Annotated in this window: 14 protein-coding genes and 1 riboswitch; of the genes, 13 read left to right on the forward strand and 1 reads right to left on the reverse strand. The window is 38.3% G+C overall.

Annotated features, from left to right (window positions below):
* Positions 1-409 precede the first annotated feature (409 nt).
* The gene (gene cysK / locus HMPREF3103_RS03975; protein ID WP_039848936.1) at positions 410-1,336 is read right to left on the reverse strand and encodes a cysteine synthase A; all 927 of its coding nucleotides are present in this window, start codon (positions 1,334-1,336) and stop codon (positions 410-412) included.
* Positions 1,337-1,608: 272 nt separating this feature from the next.
* Here cysK and HMPREF3103_RS03980 point away from each other — a divergent pair, with 272 nt between their 5' ends.
* The 13 genes from HMPREF3103_RS03980 (at position 1,609) to HMPREF3103_RS04040 (ending at position 16,337) form a co-directional block, all read left to right on the forward strand.
* Complete coding sequence (locus HMPREF3103_RS03980; RefSeq protein ID WP_070437376.1) at positions 1,609-2,904, forward strand: uracil-xanthine permease family protein; 1,296 nt, start codon at positions 1,609-1,611, stop codon at positions 2,902-2,904.
* Positions 2,905-3,232: 328 nt separating this feature from the next.
* Positions 3,233-3,991 carry a DeoR/GlpR family DNA-binding transcription regulator gene (locus HMPREF3103_RS03985; RefSeq protein ID WP_070437378.1) on the forward strand — a complete coding sequence of 253 codons (759 nt, stop codon included), beginning with the start codon at positions 3,233-3,235 and terminating at the stop codon, positions 3,989-3,991.
* Positions 3,992-4,006: 15 nt separating this feature from the next.
* Positions 4,007-4,924 carry a 1-phosphofructokinase gene (pfkB, locus tag HMPREF3103_RS03990; RefSeq protein ID WP_049554831.1) on the forward strand — a complete coding sequence of 306 codons (918 nt, stop codon included), beginning with the start codon at positions 4,007-4,009 and terminating at the stop codon, positions 4,922-4,924.
* 17 nt (positions 4,925-4,941) lie between these two features.
* Positions 4,942-6,894 carry a PTS fructose transporter subunit IIABC gene (locus tag HMPREF3103_RS03995; RefSeq protein ID WP_049554830.1) on the forward strand — a complete coding sequence of 651 codons (1,953 nt, stop codon included), beginning with the start codon at positions 4,942-4,944 and terminating at the stop codon, positions 6,892-6,894.
* A gap of 133 nt (positions 6,895-7,027) precedes the next feature.
* A riboswitch (TPP riboswitch) is annotated at positions 7,028-7,123 on the forward strand.
* 53 nt (positions 7,124-7,176) lie between these two features.
* On the forward strand, positions 7,177-7,728 hold the full coding sequence (gene thiT / locus HMPREF3103_RS04000) for an energy-coupled thiamine transporter ThiT (protein ID WP_039848933.1): 552 nt from the start codon (positions 7,177-7,179) through the stop codon (positions 7,726-7,728).
* A 475-nt stretch (positions 7,729-8,203) separates the two neighbouring features.
* Positions 8,204-8,644 (forward strand): MarR family winged helix-turn-helix transcriptional regulator, encoded by a 441-nt coding sequence (locus HMPREF3103_RS04005; protein ID WP_049554829.1) that lies wholly within the window; start codon positions 8,204-8,206, stop codon positions 8,642-8,644.
* Positions 8,645-8,689: 45 nt separating this feature from the next.
* Positions 8,690-9,373, forward strand: coding sequence for a response regulator transcription factor (locus HMPREF3103_RS04010; RefSeq protein ID WP_049554828.1), 684 nt, complete (start codon positions 8,690-8,692; stop codon positions 9,371-9,373).
* A 39-nt stretch (positions 9,374-9,412) separates the two neighbouring features.
* Positions 9,413-10,651 (forward strand): sensor histidine kinase, encoded by a 1,239-nt coding sequence (locus HMPREF3103_RS04015; protein ID WP_049554827.1) that lies wholly within the window; start codon positions 9,413-9,415, stop codon positions 10,649-10,651.
* On the forward strand, positions 10,632-10,949 hold the full coding sequence (locus HMPREF3103_RS04020) for an MGMT family protein (RefSeq protein ID WP_070437380.1): 318 nt from the start codon (positions 10,632-10,634) through the stop codon (positions 10,947-10,949). Before HMPREF3103_RS04015 ends, HMPREF3103_RS04020 begins: the two co-directional genes overlap by 20 nt.
* 252 nt (positions 10,950-11,201) lie before the next feature.
* Positions 11,202-12,563, forward strand: coding sequence for an autotransporter outer membrane beta-barrel domain-containing protein (locus tag HMPREF3103_RS04025; RefSeq protein ID WP_053091345.1), 1,362 nt, complete (start codon positions 11,202-11,204; stop codon positions 12,561-12,563).
* 213 nt (positions 12,564-12,776) lie between these two features.
* Entirely contained in the window at positions 12,777-13,685 is a 909-nt protein-coding gene (locus tag HMPREF3103_RS09460; RefSeq protein ID WP_049554826.1) for a hypothetical protein, read from the forward strand.
* A gap of 242 nt (positions 13,686-13,927) precedes the next feature.
* Complete coding sequence (locus HMPREF3103_RS04035) at positions 13,928-15,826, forward strand: AAA family ATPase (RefSeq protein WP_070437382.1); 1,899 nt, start codon at positions 13,928-13,930, stop codon at positions 15,824-15,826.
* 25 nt (positions 15,827-15,851) lie between these two features.
* Entirely contained in the window at positions 15,852-16,337 is a 486-nt protein-coding gene (locus HMPREF3103_RS04040; RefSeq protein ID WP_070437384.1) for a hypothetical protein, read from the forward strand.
* Positions 16,338-16,360 lie beyond the last annotated feature (23 nt).

Consider the following 16,360-nt stretch of genomic DNA (forward strand, 5'->3'; position numbering starts at 1 on the left):
AATTGTCTAACTTTTTGGGGTCAGTACATTTTTCCGAGGTGGTTTTTGTTTTCCCTTGAGTGTAACAATAATGTTACGTAACAAAAATTTTACAACTCAATAAGTTGGGTTGTATCAAAATTGATACAAAAAGAGTAGAGTGTATCATGCATGATACACTCTGAATTCTGTGAGCCTTTCACCTGAATTTTTGCACAAAAAAGAACCTCAAAAACTGAATGGAAATCTTTTGAATTCTATAGTGAGAGCAGTAGTGAGTGTAACCAATGTGAATTACAGACCGTTTTACGGCCTGTTTGAAGCTTGGTAGGGTTGAGACCTTGGCTCAACCCGATACAACTACTGCCATCACTATGAGGATATTTAAAAGATTGCAATGAAGTTTTGAGGTTCGTGTTTTTAAAATGAATTACGCTTCACCGAAAATGCCTGTTGAAAGGTAACGTTCGCCTGTATCTGGTAATAGAACGACAACAGATTTGCCTTTTCCTAAGCGTTTTGCCACGCGTAAAGCGGCAGTTACAGCAGCTCCAGAAGAAATACCAGCAAGGATACCTTCTTTAGCAGCTAAGTTTTTCGCTGTTTCAATCGCATCGTCACTTGTTACAAGTTCAAAACCGTCGATCACATCACGGTCGATAATGCTTGGTTTAAAACCAGCAGAAATTCCTTGGATGCGGTGTTTTCCTTTTTGACCTTTAGAAATAAATGGCGCTTCTTCAGGTTCAACCCCGATGATTTCAACGTCTTTATTGACTTCTTTTAACGCACGGCCAACACCTGTAATCGTACCCCCAGTACCGATACCGCTGATATAAGCATCTGGAGTTTTTCCGTCGAAGGCTTTAATAATTTCTTGTCCAGTTGTTTGATAGTGGATAGCTGGGTTTGCTTCGTTGTCAAATTGACGTGCCCAGAAGTAGCCAGGTTGTGCAGCTAATTCTTCTGCTTTGGCAACGGCAGCGCCAAATCCATCCGCAGCAGGCGTTAATAATACTTCTGTACCGTATGCTTTCATTAATTGACGGCGTTCGATAGACATGGATTCAGGCATGATTGTAATGACCTTATATCCTTTAGCAGCGCCGATAAGTGAAAGTCCTACCCCTGTATTTCCACTTGTTGCTTCGATGATTGTGTCGCCAGGTTTTAGCGAGCCATCTTTCTCAGCTGTTTCGATGATGTTTAAAGCGATACGATCTTTGACAGATCCACCGGCGTTAAACGACTCGACTTTTACATATACATCTGCAGAATCGTCTGAAACTAAACGGTTTAGTTTCACAAGGGGAGTGTTCCCGATTAATTCTGTGATAGTTTCTACTGATTTGACCATAAATGATTCCTCCATAAAGTTAGACTGGGCAACTTTAAGGGTTGCTTGGTTTTAATTGTAACTGGGAATGAGTAGGTGCACAATAGTTTTTTATAAAAAAACAAAAAAAGTATAGAAAATTCACTTTAGTTATGATACACTACCCTCTAGCAAGGGCTTTTAAACTCATCCAGAGAGGTGAGAAAGGCTAAGAACAAGTTTATTAGATTAGCCCTACGCTTAATAACATAGGGCTTTTTGTGTGCACAAAAACGCCCGGAAAAGAGGGGAAAATGGAGTTACAAACTTCAAAAGTCGATCTGTTGTTGGATGTGGATCAAAAACCGGAGCTCGTGCCTGGACTGTTCTTGAGTTTGCAGCACGTGTTTGCGATGTTTGGAGCCACTGTTTTAGTGCCGTTAATATTGGGGATGCCAGTATCGGTTGCTTTATTTGCGTCAGGATTAGGAACACTAATCTATATGGTAGCGACGCAATTTAAAGTACCTGTTTACTTGGGATCCTCTTTTGCTTTTATTACGGCCATGCAGTTTGCAATGGCGCAAATGGGCGGAAGTCCAGATGCAGCTCAGACAGGGGTAGTGTTAGTCGGACTATTGTATGTGGTAGTGGCAATTTTCGTGAAGTTATTAGGAACGGGATGGATTAACCGATTATTACCACCGATTGTCATTGGACCGATGATTATTGTGATTGGTCTAGGCCTGGCAAACAGTGCGGTTAAAAATGCGGGCTTTGTTGTGGATGGAGACTGGAAACCAATGTTCGTGGCGGTGGTGACCTTCCTTATTACAGCATTTATTAATACGAAAGCAAAAGGTTTCTTGAAAATAATCCCATTCTTATTTGGGATTATCGGTGGATATATCGTAGCCATCTGCTTTGGTCTAGTAGATTTCACAAAAGTAATAGAAGCTCAATGGATTGCCTTACCTGAGTTATACTTGCCGTTCGATACAAATGGGCTCTTCAATCAGTATCATTTATACTTCGGTCCAGAAACATGGGCGCTTCTACCAGTAGCCGTTGTGACGATTGCGGAACATATTGGAGACCATACCGTACTCAGCCAAATTTGTGGGAAGCAATTCTTGAGTAATCCAGGCTTACACCGTACCTTAATCGGGGATGGCGTAGCAACCGCGGTATCTGCCTTTCTAGGAGGTCCAGCGAATACGACTTATGGTGAAAATACTGGGGTTGTGGGACTAACACGTATTGCTTCTGTATCCGTCATTCGTAATGCAGCGATTATTGCAATTCTCCTCAGTTTCTTTGGTAAATTCACGGCTTTAGTTCGTACGATTCCAAATGCAGTACTTGGAGGAATGGCGATTCTCCTTTATGGGGTTATTGCTTCCAATGGGTTGAAAGTGTTAATTGAAAAACAAGTAGACTTCCGTCAAGTACGTAACTTAATTATTGCAAGTTCCATGTTAGTACTAGGATTGGGTTCTGCGGTATTACAATTAGGACCAGTAACGTTATCAGGTACAGCTCTTTGTGCCATTGCAGGAATTCTGCTCAATCTCATTTTACCTCACGAAAAAGTAGAAGATAACGAATAATTATCATAAAAAATATATCAAGAAAAGCACTGAAGACATGAATACGTGATGTCTTCAGTGCTTTTTTGACGGTTTAGTTCAAAAATACAGCATTTATATAAAAAAATTAATAATAAATCTGATTAATTACAATGGAAGTAAATTTTTTAGAGTGATTTTATTAATAAAAGAAGCTTAAATTACTTGCGCCAATGGATATATACTCTTATATTATATAAGTAATGTAGTTAAAATTATTTACAAAAATATATAAAAATGACTGTTTTTGACCGTTTTAAACCGAATCGGTCAAGAAAATTAGCAGATTGATACATTTAGGAGGAACTGCATGCTTACTGAAAAGAGAAGAAGAATTATTTTAGATTTATTAGACAAGGAAGATACAGTTCACCTAAAGGATTTAATGGAGGCTCTCCAGGCTTCTGAATCCACTATTCGACGCGATCTTTCTTTATTAGAAGAAGAAGGAACCCTGATTCGTATCCATGGTGGTGCTAAAAGAGTGTATTCAAAAGAATTTGAACCGACCACCAAAGAAAAAGAACGTTCAAATCGAAGAGAAAAAGAGTGTATTGGTCGCTATGCAGCCTCTTTAGTAACGAACGGCGAAACGATTTATATGGATGCAGGGACAACGACTTTAAGAATGATTCCGCATTTAGAAGGAAAAGATGTCACGGTGATTACAAATGGGGTACAGCAGGCCCATCTTCTTGCAGACTATGGAATCAAAACGGTGTTATTAGGCGGTCAAGTAAAGGTAGAAACGAGTGCAGTTATTGGAACTCTTGCTCAAAACCAACTCAGAGAATATTTCTTTAAAAAAGCGTTTCTCGGGATGAATGGAGTCGATCTCAGTTATGGGTATACAACGCCGGATGAGGAAGAAGCTCAAATTAAAAAAATTGCCATTAGTAAGAGTAATCATGCTTATGTTTTGGCGGATTCTAGTAAATTTGCTAAAGTAAGTTTATGTAAGGTTGCTGATTTTCATCAAGTAACCATGGTAACAAACACGACGAAAGAGCAAGCGGACTTACGTTACCGTATGGCTGGTAGCATTCGTCTTGTTGAAATGGACGCATAAAAGAGGAGAGATAGCATGATTTACACGATTACGTTTAATCCAGCAATTGACCTTGTTGTAAAAGTTCCTAATTGTGAACTAGGCACATTAAACCGTTCTGTGGAAGAAAATTACGTTGCAGGCGGTAAAGGAATTAATATGTCGGTAATCCTAAAACGATTAGGGTTTGATAATACAGCCACTGGGTTTTTAGCAGGTTTTTCAGGAAACTTCATCAAAGAAGCTCTCCAATCCGAAGGTATCGGGACAGACTTTATTCAAATCGATGGAGTCACTCGAATTAATCTAAAGTTGAAGAGTAATGAAGAAACGGAAATTAATGCAAATGGACCGGTTGTAACCAAGGACGATTTTGGACGTCTAGTGACCTATTTTGAAGACCGACTTCAAGAAGGGGATGTTGTATTTTTAGCAGGGAATGCAGGAAATGGAATGGACCATTCGGCTTATACGACCATTGCTAAATTATGTGACGAAAAAGGGGTCAAACTAGTCCTCGATACAACAAAGGATTTACTGACCAAATGTCTTCCATACCATCCGTTTATCATTAAACCAAATCATCATGAATTAGGTGAGATTTTCGGGGTAACGATTGAGACAGAAGAACAAATTGTAGATTATGCAAAACAATTACAGCAAATGGGGGCTAGAAATGTACTGATTTCTCGCGGTGGTGATGGCGCAATGCTTATCACAGAAACTGGAGAAGTGTACACATCGAATGTTCCGAAAGGGACACTTGTGAACTCTGTAGGCGCAGGGGACTCAATGCTTTCTGGTTTCATGGCAAAATTTATCGAAACAGGCGATTATGCAGCAAGCTTGAGGCAAGGAGCTGCGACTGGAAGTGCGACAGCCTTTTCTGTAGGAATTGCTGAAAAAGCATTTATTGAAGAGCTATTACCACAAGTTGTGGTTACGAAACAGTAAGAGTGAAGGTGACGAAAATGAAATTATCAGATTTGTTTATTAAAGAAGCCATGGATTTACATCTAACGACTTCAACTAAAAAAGAAACGTTACAGCATTTAGCAGGGAATTTTGCAAGCCTTGGTAAAGTAAGTGATGTGGATGCTTACGTGGCAGCTCTAGAAGCTCGTGAAGCGCAATCTACCACTGGTGTAGGTGACGAAATTGCCATTCCTCACGCACAACACGAATCCATTACGCAAGCTGCGATTGTTTTTGGACGTAGCGAACAAGGAATTGAATGGGAATCGTTTGACGGCCAACCTGCAAAATTAATCTTCATGATTGCGGCTCCAGCAGGGGGCGGAGGCGAGCACCTGCAAGCCTTAGCAAAACTATCATCAGTATTAATGAATCCTGAAGCAAAAGCAGCCTTACTTCAAGCAGGGGATTCTGATGAAGTGGTTGAAGTCTTTAAAAAATTTGAAGAACCACAAGAAGAAGCCGTTGAAGAAGTAGCAGAAGAAGCAGCGCCATCAAACGACGATGTGTATATTTTAGCGGTCACAGCTTGCCCAACAGGAATCGCACATACCTTTATGGCCGAAGAAAAATTAAAACAAGCCGGAAAAACGGCTGGGTACAAAATTAAAGTAGAAACAAACGGACAATCTGGTATCGGCAACCGTTTAACAAAAGAAGATATCGAGCGCGCAACAGCAGTCATTGTTGCAGCGGACAAACAAGTCGAAATGGCTCGTTTCGACGGCAAGCCCGTCATCATCACTAAAGTAGCGGATGGAATCAACAAAGCGGACGAATTAGTAGCTCGTGCAGCTAAAGCGGATGCGCCAATTTACCACGCTAGTGAAGATGCGAATGCCACAGAAGAAAGCGTAGAAGGCGAGTCTCTTGGCCGTCAATTCTACAAACACTTAATGAATGGTGTGTCACACATGTTACCATTCGTTGTTGCTGGTGGGATTTTAATCGCTGTTTCATTCTTCTGGGGAATTACTTCCTTTGATGTGAAGGATACAGCAAATTATAACCCTATTGCTGAAGCAATCTTCCGTATGGGTAAATTAGCCTTTGCGATGATGCTTCCAATGTTAGCAGGTTTTATCGGACAATCGATTGCGGATCGTCCCGGTTTAGTGGTCGGTTTCATGGGTGGGGTATTTGCGAACCCTGCTTTATTCACAGATTTTGCAACTGGCGGAGTTTTTGCTGAAGGATATGTTTCTTCTGGATTCCTAGGAGCGCTCATTGCAGGGTTCTTAGCCGGCGGAATTATTTCGTTCCTAAAATTTGCTTTCTCATGGTTACCAAAATCATTAGAAGGATTAAAACCAATTTTCTTATTCCCTGTATTCGGGGTTCTTATCATGGGTGCTTTAATGTTATTCGTGATCAATGGACCAATGGGTGCAGTGATGAATGGCTTAACAAACTTCTTAGCAAATGTTCCGAGAGAACTTGGCATGGTATTAGGATTTTTAGTGGGAGCTATGATGGCTATTGATATGGGTGGCCCAATCAATAAAGCAGCTTATGTAACAGGAACTGCCTTAGTGACAAGCGCTGGTGCAGCAGGGTCAGACGTGATGGCTGCAGTAATGGTTGGTGGAATGGTTCCTCCTTTAGCGATTGCAATTGCTGCAACACTTAATAAAAACTTATTTACAGAAGCAGAAAGAAACAGTGCATATGTAAACTATGTAATGGGTGCTGCATTCATTACAGAAGGTGCAATTCCGTTTGCAGCGGCACATCCTTTACAAGTCATTCCTTCATTGGCATTTGCTTCAGGTGTATCTGGTGCGTTATCAATGGCGTTTGGTATTGTTAGCCGTGTTCCTCATGGTGGGTTATTCGCTGCGTTTGTAAATGGTGTTTCAAACCCATTAGCATTCGTTTTAATTTGGCTTGTTGGTGGAATTATCGGTGCACTATTGTTAAATATCACCTTATCTAAAAAAGCAAAATAAAAAGTGAATTAAGGCTTCTAAGGTTTTTCCTTAGGAGCTTTTTGTTTGTTCATCAGAAAAAATCTGCAAAAATTGAGCTTAAGGATTGCAAAAGAGGAAAGTAGAGGGTATATTTAAAACAGTTAAATAAATAGAAAATACAAAGGGGTGCCTCTATGGCTGAGATGTATGTACAAACCCTTGAACCTGTTACGTTAATACGTGCGTAGGAATTGTATTCGATTTCGAAGTTAGTTGGAGTCTCTTTGTGTTTTCAAGAAAACGAAGGAGGCTCTTTTTTTAATGAAGAGAAATGTTTTAATTTGGGTAGAGGTTGCGATTATCGCTGCACTCGCAATGGTACTATCATTTGTACCAAAACTAGCAGGTTGGTTTTCACCATCATGGGGAGCAATTATTCTTGTTATTTTTTCACTCCGTAGAGGATTGACACCTGGTTTGGCTGCTGGACTTTTATGGGGATTGATTCACTTCCCTCTAGGAAAAGTATCATTCTTATCTGTAGAACAAGTATTGATTGAATATATCATTGCATTTACAGTTATGGGTCTTGCTGGTTTAGTATATGGACCTTTCCAAAAAGCATTGAAAAATGATAAATTTTCTTCTGCAATTGTATGGTCAGGGATCGCAGCATTATTAGGAGTAGGTGTGCGCTACTTCGTTCATTATATCGCTGGAGTGTTATTCTGGGGGCAATATGCTCCAGAAGGAACAAGTCCATGGGTATACTCATTATCTGTTAACGGGACAGCAGGGGCTGGAACATTTTTAGTAGTTATGGTTGCATGCATCTTGTTGATTCGTCAAAAAAAAATATGGATAGCAAAATAGGGAAATTGTGCTTTCCGAGTCCTGGTTTAACCTGAAACCAGGGCTCTTTTTGTTGGAAAAGAAAGAGTAAGACACTTCGTACCTTCAAATAACTCTATAGTAGTCATTAGTGCTGTACCGACCTGAGCCTAGGTCTCAGGTCTAACGAGCTTCAAACTGACACTAGGAATGAATTCCAAGTGTCAGTAATTCACATCGATTACAAACGCTACAATGACTACTATAGAATTTGAAGGCACTCGTTATTCTTACTCTTTTTTAGTAAAAGAACCTGGTTTTGGTTAAACCTTATAAAGGGTGATGGGCGGAGAAGGAGAAGAAGTGTGTGCCGTTTATTGAAGGCACTCGTTATTCTTACTCTTTTTCCGTAAAAGAACCTAGTTTCGGTTAATCATTTTATAGGGTAGCTGAAGAGCGGGAGTGTTTGACAGAAGCTCATTTCAATAGTAAAGTTAATGAAGAAAGAGGTGTTGGTATGGTAACAGAATGTGAAAAAATGAATGTCTCTCATGAGATATGGATGATGATTATGAAAATTTACAATGAGAATCTACGGACGTTTTCGATTTCATTAAAAGAATTAGGATTGAATCCAACACATTTTGAAGTTTTACATGTGATTTTTAGACAAGGAACAGTGGACCAAAAGACAATTGCCTCCACTTTGAACTTAACGCAGGGGAATATTACCCACTGTATTCACCATTTACAAAAATTAGAATTAATTACCATTGAGAAAAGTTGGAAAACAAAACATATATCACTGACAGAAAAAGGAAAACAGCAGCTTGATCAATTAATTCCTGCTCAGCATGAAATGATGGAATATACATTAAGAGGATTGAATTGCACGCAAAAACAACAATTGCGTGATTTGCTAATTTCATTTGAAAATACGTGTAAATCCTCAGTTTAAGTATAATTTAAATTGAAATCGTATCCTTATATAGGAGGGGAAACCATGAGAATTCTAGTAGCTGAAGATGAAATTGATTTAGCGGAAGCTCTGAAGATGATGCTCGAAATGCAAAAATATAGTGTAGAAATGGTCCATGATGGCGAAGACGCGCTTTTTTATGCGGAGTCTACGCCATATGATTTAATTTTATTAGATGTCATGATGCCTAAAAAGAATGGAATCGAAGTGGTCAGAGAATTACGTTCCAACGGGATTCATACACCGGTCCTGATGTTGACAGCAAAAAGTCAATTAGAGGATAAAGTGACTGGTCTTGAAGAAGGAGCGGATGATTATTTAACGAAACCTTTTGAAGGTGCTGAGTTGTTAGCGCGCGTGAAATCTTTACTACGTCGTCCGAATGTATTTGTGGCATCTGTTATGACACTAGGGAATGTTGAATTAAACCGAGATACCTTCACGATGATGACCTCTAAAGGGCAAGTATTATTAAATAATAAAGAATTTCAATTGATGGAATATTTTATGATGAATAGTAATCAAGTGCTTTCTACGGATTTAATTATGGAGAAAGTTTGGGGACTTGATTCAGAGGCCGAAATTAATGTCGTTTGGGTGAATATCTCATCGTTGCGAAAAAAATTAGCAACGATTGAGGCCGATGTAACGATTAGATCTGCTCGCGGACTGGGCTATCAATTAGTGGTTGAATCAGCAGCCAACTAAGCATCCTGTATATGTTTAGAAAAAGAAAAGGAGGAGCATATGTTTCGACAACTACAAAAAAGTTTTGTGAAGAGTGCCATGTTATCTTTTACAATCGTACTCTTTGTAGTCTTAGTGATTGTGAATGGGATAAACTACCGACAAACAATCGAACAAGTAGATCGTGTGGCAACGATGTTAGTTGAAAATAATGGAACGTTCCCAGATGCTCCATCCAATGAGGGGCCAAAAGAACACCCTTCACATGGAAAGCCAATTGGTCATGAATTTAGAAAAGATGACCAATTATCCACGCGCTATGCGTTTGTTAAAGTTGAAAATAATGAAGTAACTTCTGTAGATCAATCGCATTTAATCTCTGTAGAAGAATCAAGTTTAAAAGAGTCAGCTCTGCGATTGGTAGAGTCCAAATCCTTGAGTGGATGGGAAGGAAGTTTGCGTTACAAGCTTTCGGGTGAAGAATCATCTTTTATGGTCGTTTTTGTAGATGCGAACCGTGAAGTCCAACAAGTATGGCGCCTATTAATGGTAACCGGGGGAGTTTTTATCGCCTGTTTGATAATTGTTTATATTCTTGTCCGTGTCGTTTCTAAGAAAGCAATTCGACCATTTGTTGAGAATGTTGAACGCCAGCAACAATTTATTGCTAATGCGAGTCATGAGATTAAAACACCGCTGGCAGTCTTGTCAGCCAATACAGACGTTTTAGCGATGATGGGAACACAGGAAAAATTTGTCGATAGCAATAGAAGACAAATTAAACGATTGAATGCCCTAGTGGAGCAAATGCTACTTCTTTCTAGATACGACGAAGGGGAAGCAAGCACAACTAAAGAAAAAGTTGATTTAGTGGGTGTTACAAAAAATATCGTTGAAGAGATTCAACCGGTATTAGATGAAAAAGGACTTCAAGTTACATTTACCGGAAATGATTCCAGCGTGATGACAACAAATAAAGAAGCCATCACAGAATTAATTCGAATTTTATTAGACAATGCCATCAAGTATACAGTAGGAAGTTCTACGATTACGGTTGGTGCAAAAGAACATCAAATTTCGTTTGAAAACAATACTGAGCCAATTACAAAAGAACAAGTCAGTCAATTATTTGATCGATTTTACAGAGTAGACAGCTCAAGAAATCGTGCCACAGGTGGAAGTGGACTTGGACTTGCCATTGCAAAGAAGATTGCTGAAACCAATCAAGTCCGCTTGAGCGCCGAATTAATCAGCGACCATCAGATTCGCTTTGTCATTGATGGTGAAGAAAATGGATAACCGATTTGTTTACGAAGTTTTAGAAGTGGTAGGTGAAATTCCTAGAGGGAAAGTGGCTACCTATGGACAAATTGCTAGTCTTGTAGGACGACCGAAAAACGCAAGACTCGTTGGGAAAATTTTAAGTCAGGTGGAACTCTTAGGGGACTATCCTTGCCACCGAGTCGTTAATGCGAGTGGAAGACTTGTACCTGGATGGCTGGAGCAAAAGGAGTTATTAGAAACAGAAGGAATCCTCTTTAAAAGCCCAACAAATATATCGCTAAGAGAATATCAATGGAATCCTGAAGTGGATTAGCTCAATCTGAAGAAAAGATTGGGCTTTTATTTTTATAGTGATTTAAGATAGATAGAAAATCAAAGATATTGGAAAATCATTCCAGCGTCTTTTTTTCGTACGAAATTATCATATATGGTAATTATCATATATGATAATTTTCAGTTTGAAAAAACTTTTTCGAAAATCTTTTTTTGTTTTAAGTTCATTTTAGGTAAGCTCGTTATGATAGAACCATCAACAAGATGTTGATAGGAAGCGAGGAGGACTAACATGAGAAGAAGCAAATTAATTGTTCTACTATCCACAATTACCATTGCAACTACATTGGTTGCATGTCAAAACACACAAGCACAAACAGCGACTGAAACTTCACAAGTACAATCGCAACAAAGTCCTCCCGCTAAACCTGGAGGAGAAGGGTTTGGCGGAAGTGACCAAGTGACTCAAGGGGATGCAGCAACAAACTTAACAACAGATGCAACAGTAACTGGAGAAACTTACGAATCTACTGGTGATGATGAAAATGCGCTTCGTGTAACAGGGGCAACAGTTACATTAGATGGCGTAACGGTTAACAAAACAGCCGGAGCGACATCGAATACAGAAAACGGAGACTTCTATGGAATAAACGCAGGATTCTTAGCAACCGATGGAGCAACAGTGACGATTAAAAACGCTACTGTAAATACAACGGCTCAAAACGGTAACGGAGTGTTCAGTTACGGCTCAGGAACAACCGTCAATGTATCAGATACAAGCATCACAACAACAAAAGATAACTCAGGTGGTATCCAAACTACTGGTGGCGGCACGATGAACGCTACAAACTTGACGGTGAATACCGCAGGGAATTCATCAGCAGCGATTCGTACAGACCGTGGTGGGGGTACGGTAGTCGTAGACAAAGGAACTTACACTTCTACAGGATACAACTCACCAGCCGTATACTCTACAGCAAATGTAACTGTTAAAAATGCAACTTTAAACGCTGAGAACTCAGAAGCACTTGTAATCGAAGGTCAAAACTCTATTACATTAGAAAATACAAATGTTACAGGGAATATGAGTTCACCAGAAGGTAGCTCTTCAGACAACAACGTACACAATGTGATGATTTACCAATCAATGTCAGGAGATGCCGAAAGTGGAACGGCTACTTTCACAATGAAAGGTGGCTCGTTAACAGGACGTAATGGAGACCAAATCTATGTAACGAACACACACAGCGTTATTACTTTAGAAGACGTAACAATTACAAATCAAGATACATCTGGCAGATTACTTGCCGTCTTAGGAAATGATGCGACACTTGGCTGGGGTACAGCTGGTGCCAATGGTGGTCAGGTTGAATTAACAACGACAAACCAAACATTAACAGGAGCTATTGAGGTTGATACCGTTTCTACTTTGAACTTTACAATGGGCAAAGGAACAAACTTTACAGGTACAATCAATATAGTAGAAAATGCTGAAGGAGGGACTGCCGTGGACAATAATGCAGTAATCACAGTAGAAGAGGGGGCGACATGGACGTTGACAGGAAACGTCAAAATTACATCTTTAACGAACAAAGGAACCATTAACTTGAATGGATATACGATTACATTAGCCGATGGAACCGTCTTAAAATAAAACTTAACGAATCTTGAAGAAGTTAGACAATTGTCTAGCTTCTTCTTTTTTTCTGCATTGGAATGGGTCATTTTTTTCAAAATAGTAGTGTATGATTCATTTTAGGATGTCTCTAAAAAAGACTTTACACTTTTTCAAGCGCTTTTTGAAAGTGGAAGAAAACAGGAGATTGTGATAAAATTTGTTAAAAGAACGTATAAAAGAGGTGCTCTGATGGATCAAAACGAAAATAAAAATGTAGAATTAGAATCGGTTGAAAAGAAAGCTACAGAAGTGAAAGAAGAAGTAGTAGAAGCTGCTGAAAAAACAGCAGAAGAAGTTAAAGAAGTTGCAGAAACAGCCAAAGAAGAAGTTTCTGAGGCAAAGAATCCTGAAGCAGATGGAGACTTTAAAGAAGTTGTAGAAAACGTAAAAGAAAAAGCAGGAGAAGCAACTGAAAAAGCAAAAGAAGTTGCGGGTGTTGCTAAAGAAAAAATGGAAGAAGCAGCCAAAAAAGTATTCACTGAAGAAAATAAAGAAAAGATGAGTCAAGCAGTGGATACAGTAGCAAGCTATAATAAAAATTCATTATTTGAAAAAATCTTCTTTGGGTTTTCGGTTGCTATCGCGTTATTCTCTGGATTAGTGGTTCTTAATGGTCTTGGATATGCCTTAAAAGGAAATGCCTTATCATCCGTTGATTTTTACGAAGTTTCAAATAAAGTGAAAAACTTAAACTTATACTTCAGTTTAACGTTCTTCTTAACGATTATTGCAACTGTTTTTGTAGCGTATTTCTTATTTATGGCGAATAAATCTAAGAAAAACTTGTGGACAAATGTTAATGTCACTTCATTAGCAATGGTCGTTAGCGTATACTTAGCTCACCTTTTAGGCGGAGGGTTCATTAGTCTTATCGGTACAATGACAGATATGTTTAATGGAAAAGTGAACACATCTATTTCAAATCTAGTAATGCAAGCTTTCACAGATCCAAATCATGCGACAAAACAAGCGATGTCTTTAGTGAACAGCTTCGAATCAGGATCTAAATTAGCGGTATTATTCTATATTGTTGCCTGTGCAGCAGCGATTGTTACTTCTTACTTCTATTATCAAAAACTATTCCAAAAGAAAGACTAAGAAGTAGAATGACTTTCTCTTCTTAAGGGAGATTAGTTTATTTGAGAGCAGTTCAGAAGTAACAAAAAATAAAATTGCTACTCTTTGTTAGTAGTGGCCTGAATTGAAAACTAAAAATAAACGAGACAATCCCCTTTCTGTATGCTAATTGCACAGAGGGGATTCGTTGATTATAGAGAGTTATTGGGGTAAACCCCATTTTAAATAGTTATTGAAGACATATTATGGACTGAGGTGAAATTATGGCATTTTTCTTAGTGGGAAAAGACAATTCATCGTTTTTTTCTAAGAGAACTACGTGGGAACTAGGAGCAGCCCTTGAAGCTGCTAATGAAGGCGATGTTATTGAAATTGAAGATACTTATTGCCTAGAAGGATTAGATTTATTTATTCATAAAAATATTTCTCTGATTGGGAAAATGAATCAATCAAGAAAAGATAGTTTTCCACTGATTTTGGGTGCGATATTTGTGGATAATTGTACGGTGCATTTAGAAAACATCATTATTCGAGATAATCGTGAAGAAAGTAATGCACTAAACTTATGCAATCAAGCAAAAGTATATGCGAAAAATGTTTTAATAGAAAATCAACTAGTGGAAGGAGAGCTTTATCCTCTTTGCTTTATTGAAGAGTCAGAGTTGTCTTTAGAGGATTCTTTTGTGAGAGCTGCTTCGTGCATTGCCGCTAAAGATTCTACATTAAAATTTTCTCAAACAGATTTGTATTCACATATCATTCTCGAGCATACGGATTTAGAAATTGCACATTCCAAGGTAGAAGTAGAAGGTAAAAATGCCATTGTTGCAAACGACAATTCCAATATCTCTATTCTCGACTCAACAGTTTCCGCTCAGGGACAGGTTGAAGATTACCCGATTGTGCTTTGTAGAGATTCGCAAATTTCTACAAAAGAGTCGAAAATCATTTATTTACATGCGCTAGAAAATTATACGAGTGCTCTCTATTTAGAAAATTCGAAAGCGACGATTGATTCGACTGTTGTAAATACTTTTGAAAGTAAAGGGTCAAAAGCGACAATTCACAATCAACTTTGTGTGCTAGAGACGGCTATGATGACAGAGAGTTCCCAAATAACAGGGGATGCCTTAGTTATTGGTGGGCGAGATAATGGCAAGGTGAATTTATTCCTAAGTGACAGAAGTTCTCTAGAATTAAAGCTTCTTGCTATCGGGGTTGAAAAAGATCCAGATATTAAAATTGAACGTGGCTCTCATCTATCTGCAGAAAAGACAGTCTCTATTTTGACGAATGAAGAACAAGACATCTTACTAGACAGTGATAATCAATTAATGTTTGATGATCGAGAAGTGACTACAGAATATTATGGTGAAAAAACAGCCAGTGAGAGATTAGAAGAAATGATAGGATTAGAGAACCTGAAGAGTGAAGTCAAGGAATTTATCGCTATTTCTAAAATGAATAAAATCCGTAAGGAAAAAGGATTTGCGACTTCAGGGTTTAACTTACATTCATTATTCTTAGGGAATCCAGGAACTGGTAAAACAACAGTCGCTCGATTAATGGGCCAATTATTACATGAAAATGGCATTATTGCTTCTAGCAAATATGTTGAAACTTCTAGAAGTAATTTAGTGGGACAATATATTGGTCATACCGCTCAAAAAACAAAAGAAATTTTAGAATCTGCTTTAGGCGGGGTATTGTTTATTGATGAAGCATACACTCTTGCGGTAGGTGGCGAAAATGATTTTGGAATTGAAGCTATCAACGAAATTTTGAAATTTATGGAAGATCATCGAGAAGATTTGGTTATTATCTTTGCAGGCTATACGAAAGATATGGAAAGATTCTTAGAGATGAACGAAGGACTTCGAAGCAGAATTCCAAATACCTTTGTTTTTGAGGACTATACTTACGAACAACTTGTGCAAATTGGGTTGGATGAACTTGCGAAAAATGGGTATACGGTAGATGCAGAGGCGTATAAAGCGTTGATTGAAAATAATTTAGAAAAAACCAATGATCATAGTAATGGCCGATGGGTAAGAAATCAAAACGAAAAAATCTTACGAAAATTAGCAGTCTATATGTTTGATAATGGATTGGAAGATTTAAATGATATTCCAAATGCGATTATTGAACAATGTAGGGTCTAATCAAAATAGAAAGAGAGGCGTACTGATGGCAGAAGAATTTGATAATGAAGTAAAAGAAGAAAAACAATATGTTTTACCCGGTGGAGAAGGCGGAAATGATAAAAGTGTTTTTGGAATTTGGGAATCCATTCAAAATCATTTAACTCCCGAATATAGAAAAAGATACTTTATTCGTAGACTACTTTCCTGTATTGTAATTACTATTATTTGGTCTTCTATTACAGCTGGGTTTATGCCAGGTTTTTTAAGCAATATTGTTTCACTCCTGTTAGGAGTTTTGTCATTTGTTTTTTGGCATTATTCTTATTGGAGTTATCAAGGTGGACATATCGATAATTTTTTAAGTGGATATATTCGATTTGGAGGGTTCATCAGTTTAGTATTTCGAACAATTCTTCAAAATATTTTAGTCTATCTGTGGATAACCTTCATTGCTCCTTTAAGTGGATATGTCACTTGGCAAAAAGCTGTTAAAAACGATAAAGTACTATACATTGAAACAAAATTATAAGACAAAGAGGTGAATTTGATCAC

It is taken from the genome of Granulicatella sp. HMSC30F09 (genome assembly GCF_001806915.1).
In the GTDB taxonomy this organism is placed as follows: Bacteria; Bacillota; Bacilli; order Lactobacillales; family Aerococcaceae; genus Granulicatella; species Granulicatella adiacens.

What these genes read in the sequence shown, in the direction of transcription:
- cysK (WP_039848936.1), bottom strand. Translation starts at nt 1,336, where the DNA reads ATGGTCAAATCAGTAGAAACTATCACAGAATTAATCGGGAACACTCCC.
- HMPREF3103_RS03980 (WP_070437376.1), top strand. Translation starts at nt 1,609, where the DNA reads ATGGAGTTACAAACTTCAAAAGTCGATCTGTTGTTGGATGTGGATCAA.
- HMPREF3103_RS03985 (WP_070437378.1), top strand. Translation starts at nt 3,233, where the DNA reads ATGCTTACTGAAAAGAGAAGAAGAATTATTTTAGATTTATTAGACAAG.
- pfkB (WP_049554831.1), top strand. Translation starts at nt 4,007, where the DNA reads ATGATTTACACGATTACGTTTAATCCAGCAATTGACCTTGTTGTAAAA.
- HMPREF3103_RS03995 (WP_049554830.1), top strand. Translation starts at nt 4,942, where the DNA reads ATGAAATTATCAGATTTGTTTATTAAAGAAGCCATGGATTTACATCTA.
- thiT (WP_039848933.1), top strand. Translation starts at nt 7,177, where the DNA reads ATGAAGAGAAATGTTTTAATTTGGGTAGAGGTTGCGATTATCGCTGCA.
- HMPREF3103_RS04005 (WP_049554829.1), top strand. Translation starts at nt 8,204, where the DNA reads ATGGTAACAGAATGTGAAAAAATGAATGTCTCTCATGAGATATGGATG.
- HMPREF3103_RS04010 (WP_049554828.1), top strand. Translation starts at nt 8,690, where the DNA reads ATGAGAATTCTAGTAGCTGAAGATGAAATTGATTTAGCGGAAGCTCTG.
- HMPREF3103_RS04015 (WP_049554827.1), top strand. Translation starts at nt 9,413, where the DNA reads ATGTTTCGACAACTACAAAAAAGTTTTGTGAAGAGTGCCATGTTATCT.
- HMPREF3103_RS04020 (WP_070437380.1), top strand. Translation starts at nt 10,632, where the DNA reads ATGGTGAAGAAAATGGATAACCGATTTGTTTACGAAGTTTTAGAAGTG.
- HMPREF3103_RS04025 (WP_053091345.1), top strand. Translation starts at nt 11,202, where the DNA reads ATGAGAAGAAGCAAATTAATTGTTCTACTATCCACAATTACCATTGCA.
- HMPREF3103_RS09460 (WP_049554826.1), top strand. Translation starts at nt 12,777, where the DNA reads ATGGATCAAAACGAAAATAAAAATGTAGAATTAGAATCGGTTGAAAAG.
- HMPREF3103_RS04035 (WP_070437382.1), top strand. Translation starts at nt 13,928, where the DNA reads ATGGCATTTTTCTTAGTGGGAAAAGACAATTCATCGTTTTTTTCTAAG.
- HMPREF3103_RS04040 (WP_070437384.1), top strand. Translation starts at nt 15,852, where the DNA reads ATGGCAGAAGAATTTGATAATGAAGTAAAAGAAGAAAAACAATATGTT.